Annotated in this window: 15 protein-coding genes; 6 read left to right on the top strand and 9 right to left on the bottom strand. The window is 60.0% G+C overall.

Going from position 1 to position 16,925, the window contains the following annotated elements:
- Position 1: 1 nt before the first annotated feature.
- The 4 genes from NTD87_RS10745 to NTD87_RS10730 all read right to left on the bottom strand — a co-directional run bounded on the left by NTD87_RS10745 (position 2) and on the right by NTD87_RS10730 (position 3,827).
- Positions 2-244 (bottom strand): MoaD/ThiS family protein, encoded by a 243-nt coding sequence (locus NTD87_RS10745; RefSeq protein ID WP_262113841.1) that lies wholly within the window; start codon positions 242-244, stop codon positions 2-4.
- Entirely contained in the window at positions 241-714 is a 474-nt protein-coding gene (gene moaC / locus NTD87_RS10740) for a cyclic pyranopterin monophosphate synthase MoaC (RefSeq protein WP_054593900.1), read from the bottom strand. The genes NTD87_RS10745 and moaC overlap by 4 nt, the downstream gene beginning before the upstream one ends.
- Positions 715-947: 233 nt before the next feature.
- A complete protein-coding gene (locus NTD87_RS10735; protein ID WP_262113838.1) occupies positions 948-2,339 on the bottom strand; it encodes a PhoH family protein in 1,392 nt (463 codons plus the stop codon).
- A gap of 363 nt (positions 2,340-2,702) precedes the next feature.
- Complete coding sequence (locus NTD87_RS10730; RefSeq protein ID WP_262113836.1) at positions 2,703-3,827, bottom strand: polysaccharide deacetylase family protein; 1,125 nt, start codon at positions 3,825-3,827, stop codon at positions 2,703-2,705.
- A gap of 311 nt (positions 3,828-4,138) precedes the next feature.
- Between NTD87_RS10730 and yaaA the strand changes: the two genes are divergently transcribed.
- Positions 4,139-4,918: a peroxide stress protein YaaA gene (gene yaaA / locus NTD87_RS10725; RefSeq protein ID WP_262113834.1), complete on the top strand. Its 780-nt coding sequence runs from the start codon at positions 4,139-4,141 to the stop codon at positions 4,916-4,918.
- A 147-nt stretch (positions 4,919-5,065) separates the two neighbouring features.
- On the opposite strand, the gene NTD87_RS10720 is transcribed toward yaaA, so the two are convergent.
- Complete coding sequence (locus NTD87_RS10720; RefSeq protein WP_262113833.1) at positions 5,066-7,783, bottom strand: RHS repeat-associated core domain-containing protein; 2,718 nt, start codon at positions 7,781-7,783, stop codon at positions 5,066-5,068.
- Between the two features lie 189 nt (positions 7,784-7,972).
- On the opposite strand from NTD87_RS10720, the gene NTD87_RS10715 reads away from it, so the two are divergent.
- The 4 genes from NTD87_RS10715 to NTD87_RS10700 all read left to right on the top strand — a co-directional run bounded on the left by NTD87_RS10715 (position 7,973) and on the right by NTD87_RS10700 (position 10,491).
- Entirely contained in the window at positions 7,973-8,437 is a 465-nt protein-coding gene (locus NTD87_RS10715; RefSeq protein ID WP_262113832.1) for a multidrug transporter, read from the top strand.
- A gap of 39 nt (positions 8,438-8,476) precedes the next feature.
- Positions 8,477-9,301: an SDR family oxidoreductase gene (locus NTD87_RS10710; RefSeq protein ID WP_262113826.1), complete on the top strand. Its 825-nt coding sequence runs from the start codon at positions 8,477-8,479 to the stop codon at positions 9,299-9,301.
- Between the two features lie 50 nt (positions 9,302-9,351).
- A complete protein-coding gene (locus NTD87_RS10705) occupies positions 9,352-9,750 on the top strand; it encodes a DUF4440 domain-containing protein (RefSeq protein WP_262113825.1) in 399 nt (132 codons plus the stop codon).
- Between the two features lie 366 nt (positions 9,751-10,116).
- Positions 10,117-10,491, top strand: a complete 375-nt coding sequence (locus NTD87_RS10700; RefSeq protein ID WP_262113823.1) for a DUF6124 family protein — start codon at positions 10,117-10,119, stop codon at positions 10,489-10,491.
- A gap of 246 nt (positions 10,492-10,737) precedes the next feature.
- Here NTD87_RS10700 and NTD87_RS10695 read toward each other — a convergent pair whose 3' ends face one another.
- The 4 genes from NTD87_RS10695 to NTD87_RS10680 form a co-directional block, all read right to left on the bottom strand.
- The gene (locus tag NTD87_RS10695; protein WP_262113821.1) at positions 10,738-11,601 is read right to left on the bottom strand and encodes an HlyD family secretion protein; all 864 of its coding nucleotides are present in this window, start codon (positions 11,599-11,601) and stop codon (positions 10,738-10,740) included.
- Positions 11,602-11,611: 10 nt separating this feature from the next.
- A complete protein-coding gene (locus NTD87_RS10690) occupies positions 11,612-11,812 on the bottom strand; it encodes a DUF1656 domain-containing protein (RefSeq protein ID WP_019691945.1) in 201 nt (66 codons plus the stop codon).
- Positions 11,802-13,988, bottom strand: a complete 2,187-nt coding sequence (locus tag NTD87_RS10685; RefSeq protein WP_262113820.1) for an FUSC family protein — start codon at positions 13,986-13,988, stop codon at positions 11,802-11,804. Before NTD87_RS10685 ends, NTD87_RS10690 begins: the two co-directional genes overlap by 11 nt.
- A gap of 139 nt (positions 13,989-14,127) precedes the next feature.
- Complete coding sequence (locus NTD87_RS10680) at positions 14,128-15,639, bottom strand: efflux transporter outer membrane subunit (protein ID WP_262113818.1); 1,512 nt, start codon at positions 15,637-15,639, stop codon at positions 14,128-14,130.
- A gap of 298 nt (positions 15,640-15,937) precedes the next feature.
- Here NTD87_RS10680 and NTD87_RS10675 point away from each other — a divergent pair, with 298 nt between their 5' ends.
- Complete coding sequence (locus NTD87_RS10675; protein ID WP_262113816.1) at positions 15,938-16,906, top strand: LysR family transcriptional regulator; 969 nt, start codon at positions 15,938-15,940, stop codon at positions 16,904-16,906.
- The last annotated feature ends 19 nt before the right edge of the window (positions 16,907-16,925 follow it).

The raw sequence follows: 16,925 nt of genomic DNA, 5'->3' as shown, positions 1-16,925 counted from the left end.
ATCAGCCTCCGGTCACTGTCGGGAAAAACGCCACTTCATCGCCATCAACGAGCGGTTCGTCGAGCTGGCACAAATCTTCATTGCGCGCGCACATCAGGTTCTGTTCGCTCAGCACCTCGGCGCCCTCGCGTTGCGCCAACAGCAAACGCACATCGTCGACCGTGGCGAAATCGCCTTCGACGCTTAACGAATCAACGCCCAGCGCCTCGCGGTAACGGGCAAAAAACCTCACCGTCAGTTTCATTGATCGGCCACCTGATAATGCCCGCTCTTGCCGCCAAGTTTCTCCAGCAGGCGCACGGTTTCGATGACCATGCCACGGTCCACGGCCTTGCACATGTCGTAGATCGTCAACGCGGCAACACTGGCCGCAGTCAGCGCTTCCATTTCGACGCCGGTCTGTCCGGACAGTTTGCAGCGGGCGACGATGCGCACCGCATCGAGGCCTTCGGCACTGAGCTCGACCTTGACGCTGGTGAGCATCAGCGGATGGCACAGCGGGATCAAATCGGAGGTTTTCTTTGCCGCTTGAATGCCGGCGATGCGCGCCACGGCAAATACATCACCCTTGGGATGGCCCCCGCTGACGATCATCTGCAGGGTTTCAGGGAGCATGCGCACAAGCGCTTCGGCCGTGGCTTCACGGAACGTCACGGCTTTTTCAGTGACGTCGACCATATTGGCGCGACCTTGGGAATCGAGATGAGTCAGCACAGCCTTACTCCTGATCAGGAGCGTCGATTGTAAACCCGCAGGTCAATTTTTCGCGAGTTTGATTATGAGATCACCACAACCTTGTGGGAGCGAGCCTGCTCGCGATAGCGGTCTGGCATTCAGCATGCCATTGACTGACACACCGTCATCGCGAGCAGGCTCGCTCCCACAGAGGGTTATGTTTCGGGCATAAAAAACCGGGTGACCTGGAGGCCACCCGGTTTGGGTGAAGGTTACAGATGCGATTCGGCGTATTCGGCCAGGATCGAACGTGGCACCCCTTGCAGGGTGATGTGTACACCGTTCGGGAAATCCTTGAAGCGTTCAGTCAGGTAGGTCAGCCCGGAGCTGGTCGCGGACAGGTAAGGGGTGTCGATCTGTGCCAGGTTGCCCAGGCACACCACTTTGGAACCTGCGCCGGCACGGGTGATGATGGTTTTCATCTGGTGCGGGGTGAGGTTCTGGCATTCGTCGATCAGGATCAGGCTCTGCTGGAAGCTGCGGCCCCGGATGTAGTTGAGGGATTTGAACTGCAACGGCACTTTGCTGAGGATGTAGTCGACGCTGCCATGGGTGCTTTCGTCATCCATGTGCAAGGCTTCGAGGTTGTCGGTGATGGCGCCCAGCCAAGGCTCCATTTTTTCCGCCTCGGTACCCGGCAGGAAACCGATCTCCTGGTCCAGGCCCTGCACGCTACGGGTCGCGATAATGCGCCGATAGCGCTTGCTGACCATGGTCTGCTCGATTGCCGCCGCCAGTGCCAGAATGGTTTTACCCGAGCCCGCAGCACCCGACAGGTTGACCAGGTGAATGTCCGGATCGAGCAAGGCGAACAGCGCCAGGCTCTGATAGATGTCACGCGGTTTCAGGCCCCAGGCTTCCTGGTGCAACAGGGGCTCCTGATGCAGGTCGAGGATCAACAGTTTGTCGACATGGATCTCCTTGATCCAGCCAACAAACCCCTGTTCGTCGATGATGAACTCGTTGATATGTACAGCCGGCAGGTTGTCGATCAACTGCACCTGGTGCCAGGTGCGGCCGTGGTCCTGACGGGTTTCGACCTTGCTGACACGGTCCCAGAACGAGCCGGTCATGTTGTGATAACCGTTGGGCAGCAACGACACGTCGTCAACCAACTGGTCAGTGCTGTAGTCCTCGGCCGCGATCCCGCAAGCCCGGGCCTTGAGGCGCATGTTGATGTCTTTGGTCACCAGCACCACACGCAGATCCTTGTCATGCGTGTGCAGGTCGATCAACTGGTTGATGATGATGTTGTCGTTCAGGTGTTCGGGCAGAATGATGTTCGGCTCGGTGCGCTTGCTCATCAGAATCGACAGCAAACCCTTGGGCCCGCTCTTTCCGCGCTGGATCGGTACACCCAGCTCAACGTCTTCGGGAGAGGCGTCGCCCAGCGTCTTGTCGATCAGGCGAATGGCCTGACGGCATTCGGCCGCAACACTGTGAGGGCCGCTCTTGAGCTTGTCCAACTCCTCAAGGACGGTCATCGGGATGGCAACGTGGTGTTCTTCGAAGTTCAGAAGCGCGTTTGGATCGTGGATCAATACGTTGGTATCGAGTACATAAAGGATTGGCTGGTTGGAGGGGCTACGTCCGTGATCATCCATACTCGGTCACCTGTGTGGGAGCCAGTCGACGCAATACCATGACAGTGTTGCGCCTCGAAGTGGCCACCGAATTCACCTGCCGTACTCAGAACTGCACGACTCAGGTGAACTGCACACAAACGGGGTCTTGGAAGACGCCACCTGTGTTGCAGGTTTCGGCGGTCTGTCTTCGTAATACTCCAAAACCTGTGACAGAAAAAAGCACTTTGACGCTTTTTTGAAGTTTATTTTTCAGAGTGACGAAAAGCCCTTGGCGCGCCGCCCCGGCACCGTTAAAGTCGGAAGTCCGCCTGCATCGAAATCCCTCGTCAAATCACCCCTGCCCCAATGTTTACGGCTTTTTTTTGGGGAAAGGACGCGTTTTCAGCGAAAAGCGTCCTGACAATCTTCCCAGCCGATCCCGCTTTGCGCGGTTTGCGTCAACAGCCAGGGCATTGCCGTTTTAACCGCGTCCTGTTTGACGTTGAAGTTGATCACCCCGTGGCGCCACAACAGCATCAATGTCAGCACCCGCTGCGCGCTCTGCTCGGCCGTGAGCTGGCGACTGCTGTCCGCAGGGTCGATGTCCCACAGCGCAACCTGCAACCCCTGAGTCTTGAAGAAGCTTGCGGCATCAGCACGACGCTGGCCATTGGGCGGGCGGAACAACGGCACGAAGCTCGAAGGCAGTTTGTTCTTCACCAGTTCGACACTGCGCGTGACTGAATACTGCCAATCCTGCCAATGGCTGTGGGAGCGGAACTCCCAGCCCTGCACGCCAATGCATTGCTTTGAGTACAACGCTTGCAACTCGGCCACCGAATGTTGTGCCAGACGGTTCTGAATGTCGCTGCCCAACACAAAGAAGGTCCCGCTCAGGTTCGACTTGCGCAGGTACTCGGTCAGCCACGCGGTGTGGTCCGGTGCGACGTTGGCTGCACTGTCGAAGCTCAGCACAAACAGCCGATCGCTCAGCTCATCGCCGTTGCGCTCGTAGTCACCGAACAGTTCGACTTCGCTGCTGGTCTGCGGAAACAGCGCGGCCTTGCGCAGTTGTTCGTTCAGATAGCGCTCGTGAAAACGCCGGCTCGGCTCGGCCCAGCGGGTGTAATACGAGTCTTCGCCGAGCTCGAACTTGGCGGCCTGCTGGCGCAGGGTGTCCATGTCCTCGACCAGAAAACAGAAGGACGCATCCTGATCACAGCTCTGCTGGGCGAAGTTGTAGTTGGTGAGCAGGCGCTGCCACATGCGCGCGCGCAGTGTGTTGATCGAATCGAGGTTGATCATGCGCAAGCCCAGGCGCTGCTTTAAAGCACCTTCGTCCAGCGATTCACTGGCGAGCAAGGCTCGGGCGAAGGTGAGGATTTCCGCGCGTGAAGCGACATCGAACAGCGTCGGGCTGCCGAGTTGTTCTGGCCAGGTGCTGCGATCCAGCGTGGCGAGGTCGTTGGACGCGGCAAAAGCCCCAACGCTGAACAACCAGGCACAAAACAGTAAAGCGATACGCAAAGGGATGTCTCCATAACAAAACCCGCGCGGCACTATAGCTGATCTGATGGCCCTTCCTGCTCAATGTGGCGAGGGAGCTTGCTCCCGCTGGGGTGCGAAGCAGCCCTAAACCTGCAACCGCGTTCTTCCAGGTAATGCACATACGCCCGCCTGGCGACCGCTTCGCGCTCGAGCGGGAGCAAGCTCCCTCGCCACAAAGACCTCTTCCTGCCGCAAGATCCAGTTCCGCCGTCGATCACCTATGACCTTGATAGGTGGAGTCAAACCGTCCGACCCCCTAGAATCCCCGCACGATTAAAGGAGACGACTTCATGCTGATGGTGATTTCCCCCGCCAAGACCCTCGATTACGAAACACCGCCGGCCACCCAGCGCTTCACCCAACCGCAGTACCTGGACCACTCCCAGGAGCTGATCCTGCAACTGCGCGAGTTGAGCCCGGCACAGATCAGCGAGTTGATGCACGTTTCCGACAAGATCGGCGGCCTCAATGCCGCGCGCTTTGGCAGCTGGACCCCGGCGTTCACGCAAGCCAACGCCAAGCAGGCGCTGCTGGCGTTCAAGGGTGACGTGTACACCGGCATGAATGCCCAGACCTTCAGCGAAGCCGATTTCGACTACGCCCAGCAACACTTGCGCATGCTCTCGGGCCTCTACGGCCTGCTGCGCCCGCTGGACCTGATGCAACCGTATCGGCTGGAGATGGGCACCAAACTGGCCAACGCCCGTGGCAAGGACCTGTACGCCTTCTGGGGCACGCAAATCAGCGAATGGCTGAACGAAGCCCTGGCCGAGCAAGGCGATGACGTGCTGCTCAACCTGGCTTCCAACGAGTACTTCTCGGCGGTCAAACGCAGCGCCTTGAACGCCCGGATCATCAACACCGAGTTCAAGGACCTGAAGAACGGCCAGTACAAGATCATCAGCTTCTACGCGAAGAAAGCCCGCGGGATGATGAGCCGTTTCGTGATCCAGGAACGCATCAACGACCCGGCTGCGCTCAAGCAGTTTGACGTGCAGGGTTACCGCTACAGCGCCGAACAGTCGAAACCCGACAACCTGGTTTTCCTGCGTGACCACGCCCCCGAATAAAGCATCACGATGGCGCGCGGCATTGATCAATGGCCTTGAGAACATCGTGGTGGTTGAAACCAGGGACGCCATGATGATCGCCAAACCAAGAAGCCTCCGTCCAGCCGGCTGCGCCCCCTATCCGCAGTGGGTTGGGTGGGGGCTTTTTTAGCTGGATCTGCTTCTTCTGCGCACCGGCACTATAGGGGCATCGGCGGCAGCGCTTGACTGTTCATTTGCAGCAAATCCAACAGCCAGTAAGCGCATCGCCAGAGCACTCGGTTGGCGCGACGAAGAGTCCGAAGTGTCAAACATCGGCACTTGAGCAGGCGCTGAAGGACGCAGTGTCAATCGATCAACGATGGGTGCAGGCGGACCTTCAACCACCGCAACCCTTATGTGGGTCAGTTGCTGGTACTGCATTTGCGTCTGGGCCTCTGACACCCTCATCAGCCGCGCATAAGTCACGGCTACACTGCCTACTGCACTCAGGGCCGGGTTTCGAGAATATGAAGCCATTCTGCCGCCTATCTGTATCACGTAGGCCACCCCCTGCCGTCGAGCAGCAAGCACCTCTGGCGACCCGACCGGACTATTGAAGGCCTCCGACATCGGCCCCATGATGAGACTGGTCACGCCCTCTCCCACCGAATAGTTCAACAAACCCGACATCGCCTCGCCCGTGTGATACAACACCCCACCGGAAGGTGGATTGGTATCTGTTCGAGCCGCAGCAAACACATGGGCCTGGTGGGTGTTGGTAAAGGCTCTGTTGCCTCCAGCCCCCAACTGTTCAAGCGCAATTGGGATTTCACTCCGGTAAGCCAGCGTCGCTGGGTCCGGGCTGTCTGCGAAATAATTACGGATCGGCTGCATCCCGTATGCTTGAAGGTAGTGAACGACGCCGACTTCGGCAAGGTCGTAATAAACCGAATCTTCGCTGTTTTGATTCGGACTGGTCTCCAGCCCATCAACATCACGATAAAACAACGGATTGTTGCGCATGGCCCGGTATCGGTTCGGGCCGTCGATGGCGCCCCCCGGGTCAGGGTTGATCCAGCGCTGCAACCACCCGGCGTAATACCTTAATCCGTAATAGTGGAGCCCGGTCGCATCGCGCTCCTTGCCCGAATAGCGAAGGGTTTTATAGCTGTCTACATCCTCACTCCAGGCCGTCTCACCATAGGAATAAAAGACTTCCTGGCTGATCACGCTGCCGTCGTCGGCAAGCTCAACGGTGCAGGAATCCTGATGGTCGACAAGGCTGTAGCGGTATTGATCGTTGGCAATGCCGCCCGGCGGTACTGACACCCAATGCAGTACCCGCACGGTATTGAGTCCGGTCTGGAGGGTCATGACCTCCAGCGTTTCTCCAGTCCCCTGGTTGATGCGCGATTCCAGTCCTGGTAGATAGCGCACCTCGTAAACGACGGTGCGGGCATTGGTGTGCAGCGAGCGAACCTTGCGAACACGCTGACCGTGTCCGTCGTAGACATAGACCTCGCAATCACGCTCGACGGGGAACACGGACTGCAACTGATTGCGCCAGTCCCATGTCATGCCTGCGGCGGCACTTAACTCAAGCAAGTTCCCATTGGCATCAAAGGCTGCCGCAATCTGTTCCTGCGTCGGTGGTTGGCCGTTCGGACGAAAAGGCAGACAACGGTTGCTGTACAGCGCAGCCGTCATCTCCAGCCCAGGGCTTCGGGCACCGACATGAGTGCGCTTGAGCAGGTTACCGCCAGCATCGTATTCGTACCTCTGCTGATAATTGCCTACCGCTGCGGGATCATTCTGCGCAGGTACGAGCGGTCCTTTGTTGGGTGCACTCACCTCCCAGCCGAATGCCTGTATCAGTTGATAAAGACTGTCATACCCATACCGCCGGACGGGGTCGATGCGCTGATTGGCAAAGTAACGCACCGGCATTGCCGCATCGGTAATGCTCAACACATTGCCCATCCGGTCATAGTCATGGATCAACCATTGCAGCAGCTTGCCGTTGCGATCCTTGCGCTCCATCAGTCGACCGTCTTCGGGTCGATAGCGCAGGGTCGTGATCACGTCATTACCGGCCACCTGCCGCTCGATGTTGCCGGCAGCGTTGTACTCGATAGCACTGACAACGGTGTGCCACTCGCTTTCGCCGTTCAGTTTCAAACAGCTTTCGCGCACGCGACCGTCAAGGGTGTAACGGTGCTGTTGACGATTGCCTTTGGCATCGCGTTGCTCGCGCCAATCGTCAAGGGAGTCGAAACGCCACAGGGTTTCATAGGACTGCGACTCCAACAGCGGCTCACGGTCCTCAGGCAGTAATGGCCAGTCAGGTTGAACCGGATCAACCGCAAAACGTCGGGCCTGCCGGATGCAGTGACCGCGAATATCGAACTCAGTGGAAAAAAGCGTTCCGGCCGGGTCGTCGTGACGGATCAATTGACCGCACTGATTGCGCTCAATATTCGCGTCATCCGCTCCAGCGTATTCGAAGCGCTCAGCACACGTGTCTTGTTCAAGCACGGCCAACGGTCGCAACAGACGATCGTATAGAGTCTCCTGCCGAGTGCCGCGACCGTCCCAGCTCCGCAACAACTCATCAGCCAGACCGAACAGCTGTAAACGCATCCCGGCGTCGACACTGACCGTTTTCAATGCCTTGGCAGAAAGCGAGTAAACCGTCGTGAGATTGGCCGGTGTCCGGGGATCATCCTTGTGCAGGGCCCAGAGCCGCGGATCCCACTGTTCGATGGCGCGCCCAGCCGTATCGAACACGCTACGACTGATCCGCGCTTGCGCCGTTGCAGTGTCTTCACCACGATAATAATCCACCGTGCGTACAGACAAACCTCGCGGATCACTGACCACGAGCCGGGGCGTCTTGTAATGCATGCCGATTGTCCGAGCCTGCATGGCGCAACCTCATCCTAGTTTGTCCACAGGGTGTAACCCATTCCCGGCAATAACAGCTACTGTCAGAAGTTACAGTGCCGATCAACGGTATCCATTGCATTGCGCCGATGTCCAGAAGTGCAGGCCTTCGGTAGGATGGTAACCATGCACTCTCGGAGGGTTTGAAGCATGTTCATCGGCGTCCTGCTGGTCATCACCTGGCTGATCCTGTTGCTGCGCTATCCGGCCAAAGCCTTGCCGGTATCGCTGGCGGCGGCCATCGGGCTGGGGCTGGTGGCCACGTGGGTCATGTGGCTGGACAACCGCGAGATCAAGCAACTGGCGCGGCTGGAGTTACGCATCACCTACGCACCGGAACACTGCCCGGCCGATCGCCCGCTGCTACTGAAGCTCAATAACGGCAATGATGTACCGCTGACCGAATTACGCTGGCGGATCGCGGCCTATGCGCCGGGCGATACCGTCAACCTGGCGGACAATCAATACGCCGCGCCGCGCTACCGAGGCCCCGGCGAATTGCAGGCCGGCGCCGATTGGGAAGACTGCTTGCCGATGCCACCGCTGCGTCCTGGCTATCGCCCACAAACCCTGGAGTTTCGCGCCGAGCGTTTGCAGGGTAGTTTCTCTGACTGATCCTTCACTTCCCCCCTCTTCTTGCACAAGGACCGCGCCATGCCCATCGCGTTGATCACCGGTTGTTCCAGCGGTATCGGCCGCGCCCTGGCCGACGCTTTCAAAGGCGCCGGTTTCGAGGTCTGGGCCACGGCGCGCAAGGCTGAGGATGTGGCGATACTCGCGGCGGCCGGGTTCACCGCGGTGCAACTGGACGTCAATGACGGGCCGGCGCTGGAACACTTGGGCGAGCGGATCAACCAGCAGCACGGCGGTCTCGACGTACTGATCAACAACGCCGGTTACGGTGCCATGGGGCCGCTGCTCGACGGCGGTGTAGAAGCCATGCAACGCCAGTTCGAAACCAACGTGTTCGCCATCGTCGGCGTCACCCGTGCGATGTTTGCGGTATTGCGTCGCAGCAAAGGCCTGGTGGTGAACATCGGCAGCGTCTCCGGTGTGTTGGTCACGCCGTTCGCCGGTGCCTATTGCGCCTCGAAAGCCGCGGTGCATGCCTTGAGCGACGCGTTGCGCATGGAACTGGCGCCGTTTGGTATTCGGGTGATGGAAGTCCAGCCCGGCGCCATCGCCTCCAGTTTCGCCAGGAACGCCGGCGTTGAAGCCGAACTGCTGATCACCGAGCAGTCGCCCTGGTGGCCGCTGCGCGAAGGCATTCGCGCCCGGGCCAAGGCCTCTCAGGACAACCCGACCCCGGCGAGCCAGTTTGCCGGCGATCTGCTCAAGGCCGTGCAGCACAGCAAACCGCCGCGCTTGCTGCGTCTGGGCAATGGCAGCCGGGCGTTACCGCTGCTGGCGGGGTTGCTGCCCAAGGGCTTGCTGGAAAGCGGGTTGATGAAGCGGTTTGGCCTGACTGGCCACCTTTAAACATTCAGCACAACGGCACTTCTGCCACGCGTCCATTTCAAGGAATGAACATGACCGATTACACCCCCTACTTCAACGAAGTAACCCAGACCCTCATCGACATCGAGCAATGGTTTTCCGGCACCGCCGACAGAGACGTACTGACACAGTTACTGGCGCGCTTCTCGCCGCAGATTTCGATGATCGTACCCAACGGCAATGCGCTGGATTTTCCGGCGTTGAGTGAGCTGTTCGACAAACTCGGTGGCGCTCGTCCAGGATTACGAATCAGCCTGAGCGAACTGCGTGGGATCGACCAACACGCAGGCGGCGCCACCGTCAGCTATCGCGAACTGCAATCCGATGCGAGCGGCGTGTTGAACGATCGGCGTGCGACGGCGGTGATTGAAAAGCTGCCGTCTGGTGCGTTGCAGTGGCGGCATTTGCATGAGACGTATTGCCAAGGTTGAATGAGATCGCTCCCACTCAAGAGTGGGAGCGATCAAAAGGACGTTTATGTCGCGTAGGTTTTTGAAGGACAATGGCCCGCGCTTCTGAGGACGGTTCCGACACGTTTTGACGGTTGCGCTGGGGGATGGGGGACGGATAACCTTTTCGGGTCGCTGCCAATTCAGCGATCGGGTGTGGTAGCCCGGATTTCTCATAGACCCAGAACGCCTCAGGGCGTTTTTTTATGCTGGCTGCTTTATGGCGGCTGTGCATGGGAGGCTTCGGCCTGCCGGGTTCCTATGACCGGTCTACCACCCTGTGTACAGTCGCCTCCTTAATTTGCGTGGTAGCTAATGAGGAGGGACTTCACCCATAGGAGCATGACCATGTTCAAAGCCACTCCAAATCCCCCTGATACCGAAAGCACTTCCCCCTACGCCTCTCTCGACTCGAAAGAACTCCACGCCGCCGCGCACCGTGCGCTCGACCATTACCTGGTACTGCCCGAGACCAAGGCAATGTTGGCCGACCGACGTCCCGGCTGCATTTTCGTCATTGCCCCCGACGTCGACAGCGAAACCCTGCTGGCGCACGCCTGCGAGACGCTCGCCTCGGTGAATGTCATGGCCAGCGATCTGGCGTTTGAGCTTGAAGGGCCCAAGCGCAATACCGCGCTGGGGATTCAGCAGATGATCTCGCTGGCCGAGTTGGCGGTGAATCGGGCGCTGGATCACCTTGATCCACCGGATTCTGCGCAGTAACCAATCCGGCGTCAGTCATTGTGGCGAGGGGGCTTGCCCTAATGCCTGTCAGTCAAGCGCAATCCATGTGGGAGCGAGCCTGCTCGCGATAGCGGAGGATCAGTCAATGTTGATGTTGAATGTGATGCCGTCATCGCGAGCAGGCTCGCTCCCACAGTTGACCTCCTTCGTGCACATATCGTGTGTTCGCTGAAGATCTAGTGTGGGAGCGAGCTTGCTCGCGAAGCAGGCGACTCGGTCTAGCAGTTACTCCCCGCCCGCCTGCTTCACCACCACCGTGCACGTAATCCCCGCCGCCAGCAGCACACCGTCCGGCACTTCATCAATGTGAATCCGCACCGGCACCCGTTGGGCCAAACGCACCCAGTTGAAGGTCGGATTCACGTCGGCGATCAGCTCGCGGCTTTCCGGGTTGTCGCGGTCGTAGATGCCGCGCGAAATACTTTCAACATGCCCCTTGAGCACTTCACCGCTCATCAATTGCATGTCGGCCTTATCGCCGACCTTCACATGAGGCAGTTTGGTTTCTTCGAAGAAGCCGTAGACCCAGAACGAGTTCAGGTCGACCACGGCCATTTTCGCTTCGCCGATGCGCGCATAGTCGCCGCGATGGACGTTGAGGTTGGTGACATAACCGTCCACCGCCGCCAGCACTTTGGTGCGTTTGAGGTTCAACTCTGCCGCTTCCAGCTGAGCCTGGGCGTGTTGGTAATCGGCCAGTGCCGAGTCGGCGATGTTGCTGGCGTCGTCGCGGTTTTCCTTGGAGATCACCAGGTTGTCGAGATCGGCGCGGCGATGCGCGTTGACCTTGCGCATCTCCCAGGTGGCCTTGCGTGACGCCACCAGTGACTGCGCCTGTTTCACCGCGATCTGGTAGTGCTCGGGATCGATCTGCATCAGCAGGTCGCCCTTTTTCACCAACTGGTTGTCACGCACCGGGACGTCGATCACTTCGCCGGTGACGTCGGCGGCGACGTTGATGATGTCGGCGCGCACCCGGCCATCGCGAGTCCACGGGGTGTCCATGTAATGCACCCAGAGGGTCCGGCCGATCCACAGCGCGAGGGCCAGTACCAACAAGGTCGCGAGCAGACTGAAGAGCTTTTTCATCGAATCGGTCTCAAGGGTAAACAGTCAGCGCGAGGGCGCCGAACAAACAGGTAAAGAGGCTCAGGCGCAGCAGTGCCGGGTGCCAGAAGAAGCGGTACAGATCGAACCCGGAGAGAAACCGGTCCAGCGCCCAGGCCACTGCCGCAGCGATGAAAAACATCAGGGTCATGGTCGGCATGTACACGCCGTGGAAGGCGATTTCACGAGGCATGGTCAGGTCCTTGAGGGGCAGCGAGCGCCGCCAGCGGCGATTGCGGGTCGAGCAACGATGTGCGGATGAAATGCAGGTAGCTCTTCACCCGACGCAAGGCCGAGGTGTCGAAGTGCGGGGCGAACGGTTCGTCGGTGGCCTGGACGCGGCTGATGGCGTGGTCGACGGCGACCAGACTGCGCTCCAGATTGCTCTGGCTCGGTTGCAGAAACAGCCGCACCAGCGAGCGCCCCATGACCCGGATTGCCTGGCGCCACGGTTGGGTTTCGGCATAGGCGGGATGTACCGGAAGGATCGCCTGTTCCTTACGCAACTCGATGATCGCGTGGCCGACTTCCAGCACCACGAACATCCAGCGCAGCAGATCGCGTTGCACCTGCGGTTGCCCGGCGGCCAGGCCATACGCCTGATGCACCAGATCGCGGGTGCTGCTTTCAAAACTTGAAGCCAACCCCTTGAGTTTGCCGCTGATGGCGAACACCACTTGCCCGCGCAAGTCCTGCTCCAGACGTCGCCATAACCAGCGGCTGTTGGGCGGCAAGATGATCGCCCCGGCCGCCGCACAGACCAGCATGCCCATGACCATGGCGATGTAGTCATTGATGAAGGTGTAAGGGTTGTAGACGGTCAGGTTGTCCGGCACGGAACCGGTGCTGAAAAAAATCAACAAGCCCAGGCCGACACCGGCGTAATGCGGCCGTGACGTGAGGAACGAACCGAGCACGATTACCGGTGCGAGCATCACGCAAAGCAACGGGAAACCGTCGATCCACGGGAAGATGAAAAACATCTCGACGAAACCGATCAGCGCCCCGAGCAACGTCCCGCAGGCCATCTGGAACGCCATGCGTTTGGGGTTCGGGGTGGCCGCCGACAGGCCGACCGTGGCGGCAGCGATCAAGGTCATGGTCGCACCGCTTGGCCACGCGGTGGCGACCCAATAACTGCCCAGCACGATCAGAATGAACGACGCCCGAATGCCCGCAGCGGCCGAGGCCAGCCAGTTGGTTTTCGGGGTGTAGGGTTCATCCCATTGCTCACGTTCGTGACGGTGCTCGGCCAGTGAAGCGTGGGTCTGTGCATAACTGTGCAGCTCGTCGACGAAGCGATAGAGCAACTCGTACGCGGTGTGAAAATCCAGTTGCTCGGCGTCGCTCGGCTCGCCCTCCTGAAAGATCGCCCGCAAGCTGCGCACACGTGCTGGCAGCCCTTCTTTATAGGCCGCCAATTGCGCCGCCAGACGCGCCGCATCGGCATGGGTCAGCGCACGCCCCGAGAAGCCATCAAGCAATTCGGCCAGGTCCTGCAACCCCGGTTTGATCGCCGCCACCACATGATCGGCGCCACTGCTGCGCAAGCGTTCGAGCAATTGGTGCAAGGCATTGAAACGGGTGGTGATACCCATGAACTCGCTGTTCAGCCGACTGAGCCGACCGTTGCGTCGACGCATGTGCGGGTCTTCGAACACAGTGACGCTGCGCAAGCCCTCGAGGCCGACAGCTTCGGCGATGAAACGTACGTTGCCGGCTTCGAAAGCGTCGCGTTGGCTGCGCCCGCGCAGGCCGTCGGTGACGAACAGCGCGAACACTCCGAAGCGTTGATACAAGGCGTTGCGCATCGCCGCGCTGGCGGTTTGCGGGAGGATCGCGGCGCTGACCAGGGTCGAGCAGAGAATCCCCAGGGAGATTTCCAGCACCCGCCAGACCGCCGCCATGAAGGCGCCGTCCGCGTGTGCCAGCGCCGGCAAACCGACCATCGCGGCGGTGTAACCGGCGAGCACAAAACCATAGGCGCGAAAGTTACGATAACGCGCTGCGCCCGCCGTGCAGATGCCGACCCAGATCGCCAGCGAGCCGAGGAACAGCTCGGTGTTCTGCGCGAACAAGGCAATCAGCGCGACCATCACCGCCGAGCCAGCCAACGTGCCAAGGAAGCGATAGAAACTCTTGGCGAACACTTGACCGCTCTGCGGTTGCATGACGATGAACACGGTGATCATTGCCGTGCGTGGTTGCGGCAGTTCCAGGCGCATGGCCAGCCAGAGGGTCAGGAACGCGGCGATCAATACCTTGAAGATGTAGACCCAGGTCACGCCGTCACTGCGTGCCCAGTCGAAAAAACCCCGGCGCCACTCAAGGGAATACAGCCAGCGCAGCGGTGCAGGCAAGGGAGTCATGAAATCCTGCTCAGTGAAATTCAGTCAAGTCTCGGAACTTGTGGGAGCGAGCCTGCTCGCGAAGGCAGTGTGTCAGGCGACATGGATGCTGACTGATACTCCCTCTTCGCGAGCAAGCTCGCTCCCACAGGGTTTGCGTTCAATTCACGATGCTCTTCAGAAGGGCCGGGGTTTTCGGCGCTTCAGTCTGTTGGGCATTCGGCACGTCGTTACCCGCGCCAAGCCCGCCACCGAGGGCGGTGACCAGTTCGGCATGGGCACTCAAGCGTGCAGCCTGAACCTGTTGTTGCACTTGCTGCTGCTTGAACAACAGGCTCTGGGCGTTGAGCACGTTGAGGTAGTCGGTGAGTCCGCGCTGGTAGGCGATCATCGCGATGTCGTAGGTTTTCTGCGCTGCGGCCACCGACTCGGCGGCGAAGGTTTGCTGCTTGTCCATAGACTCGCGGCGGATCAACTGGTCGGAGATACTTTTGAGCGCATTGACCAGGGTCTGGTTGTACTTGGCCACGGCGATGTCATAGCCGGCCGAGGCTTCACCCAGCTCCGAGCGCAAACGCCCACCGTCGAAGATCGGCAAGGAGATCGCCGGTCCGACGTTGTAGTTGAGCTTCTTGCCGGTGAGGAACTCCAGCGCTCCACCGCCGGTGGCCATGTAACCGAGGCTGCCGACCAGATCGACGTTGGGGTAGAACCCGGCGTACGCCACCTCGATACCGCGCGCCTGGGCTGCCACTTGCCAGCGACTGGCGACCACATCCGGCCGTTGGCCGAGCAACTGCGCGGGCAACGCCGAAGGCAGTTTCAGTGCGGCGCCCAAAGACAGCGTCGGGCGCTGCAAACGTGCGCCCTCCCCCGGCCCCTTGCCGGCCAGTGCGGCGAGTTGGTTGCGGCTCAGGGCGATTTCTTCGTCCAGCGCGTCCAGTTGCCGGTGGGTTTCCGGTAACGGGGTTTGTGCCTGGCTGACTTCGAAATGGGTGCCGATGCCACCGTCCAGACGCTTTTGCGCGAGGTCGAGAATCTGCTGTTGCTGCTTGAGGGTCGCGGTCACGATGTCCCGCTGCGCGTAATGCAGCGACAACTGGATGTAGGCGCGGACCACGTTGTTCTGCAGTTCGAGCTGCGCCATGCGCGCTTCGGCGGCGCTCATGTGGGCCATGTCGACGGCGCGCTCGGTGGCGTTGCTTTCACGGCCCCAAAGGTCGAGGGCATAGCTGAAACCGAGGGCGGCGTTGTTGTCCCAGGTGGTGGTGTTGGCCAGCTCCCCAGGACCGTAGAACTGATCGGTGGGCCAGTTGTGGCGCTTGAGGGTGGATTGGCCATTGACCTGCAATGACTCGGCGGACTCGGCAACACCGGCCATGGCTCGGGCCTGGCGCACACGGGCGGCAGCCATGGCCATGCTCGGGCTGCCTTGCACGGCGAGGTCGATCCAGTGATTGAGTTGCGGGTCACCATAGGCCTGCCACCACTGCGCGGTGGGCCAATAAGCGTCCTTGGCGGCGCTTTGAATGGCCTCGTCGGTGGCCAATGTGTTGGCGTCGAATGCCTTGCCCTGTGGGGCAATACCTCCGGTTCCGATGCAGCCGCTGATTGCTAACGATAAAGCCCAAACACTGAGAGTCTTCAACTCTCTGCTGATGCGACGCGGCACTGCTGCAAATTCCTGGAATAGGGGGAGATACGAGATTCTGTGGACACTGACTTATCTGTGGGAGCGAGCCTGCTCGCGATGCAAACAACTCGGTGCGTCAGGTACACCGCGCCGATACCATCGCGAGCAGGCTCGCTCCCACACACCAGTAACGGCGCAATTCTAGGGGCGGCCCTGTGCGGCGATAAGCCGGGATTCCTGTGAATCTTTGTTACCGTTGGCGAGATAATCCCTTGGTCGGGGTCACAGCGTTCCGCAACTTCGTGTCACAATTTGTCATCGCACCCGAGAGCACCCCATGGACACTTTGCAAAACATGCGCGCCTTCAGCTGTGTCGCCGAAGCCGGCAGTTTCACTGCCGCTGCCGTGCAGCTGGATACCACGACGGCCAACGTCTCGCGCGCGGTCTCCAACCTGGAAGCCCATCTGCAAACCCGTTTGCTCAACCGCACCACCCGTCGCATCGCCCTGACCGAGGCCGGCAAACGTTATTTGCTGCGCTGCGAGCAGATCCTCGCCTATGTCGAGGAAGCCGAAGCCGAGGCCAGCGACGCCCATGCGCGCCCGGCCGGGCAACTGAAGGTGCACACCATGACCGGGATCGGTCAGCACTTCGTGATCGATGCCATCGCCCGCTATCGCAAATTCCATCCGGACGTGACCTTCGACCTGACCATGGCCAACCGTGTGCCGGACTTGCTGGACGAGGGCTACGACGTGTCCATCGTGCTCGCCAGCGAATTGCCGGATTCGGGTTTCGTCTCGCAACGGCTGGGCATCACCTACAGCATCGTCTGCGCGTCGCCCGCTTACGTGAAAGCCAACGGCTGCGCGCAGAAGCCCAGCGACCTGCTGAACCACGCCTGCCTGCGCCTCGTCAGCCCGGTGATTCCGCTGGAGAAATGGCTGTTCGACGGCCCGGAAGGCCAGGAAATGGTCACCATCAACAGTTCACCGTTTCTGGTGAACTCCGCCGACGCCATGAAAACCGCGATCACCAGCGGCATGGGTGTCGGCGTGCTGCCGGTCTACGCCGCCATCGAAGGCCTGCGCAACGGCAGCCTGGTGCGGGTCATGCCCAACTACCGCTCGCAAGAGCTGAACCTGTACGCCATCTACCCGTCACGCCAGTACCTGGATGCGAAGATCAAGACCTGGGTCGAATATTTGCGCGGGTCGCTGCCGGAGATATTGGCGGCGCATCAGGCGGAACTGACAGCGTATGAATTGAGTGGGAGTCTGGGTGGGGTGGGGTTGGCGAATTGATTGTAAGGATTGACGCGAT

It is taken from the genome of Pseudomonas sp. 6D_7.1_Bac1 (genome assembly GCF_025465945.1).
Taxonomy (GTDB): domain Bacteria; phylum Pseudomonadota; class Gammaproteobacteria; order Pseudomonadales; family Pseudomonadaceae; genus Aquipseudomonas.
Note: the sequence above shows the minus strand (reverse complement) of the source record. Positions and strands in the feature narration are given on the sequence as shown.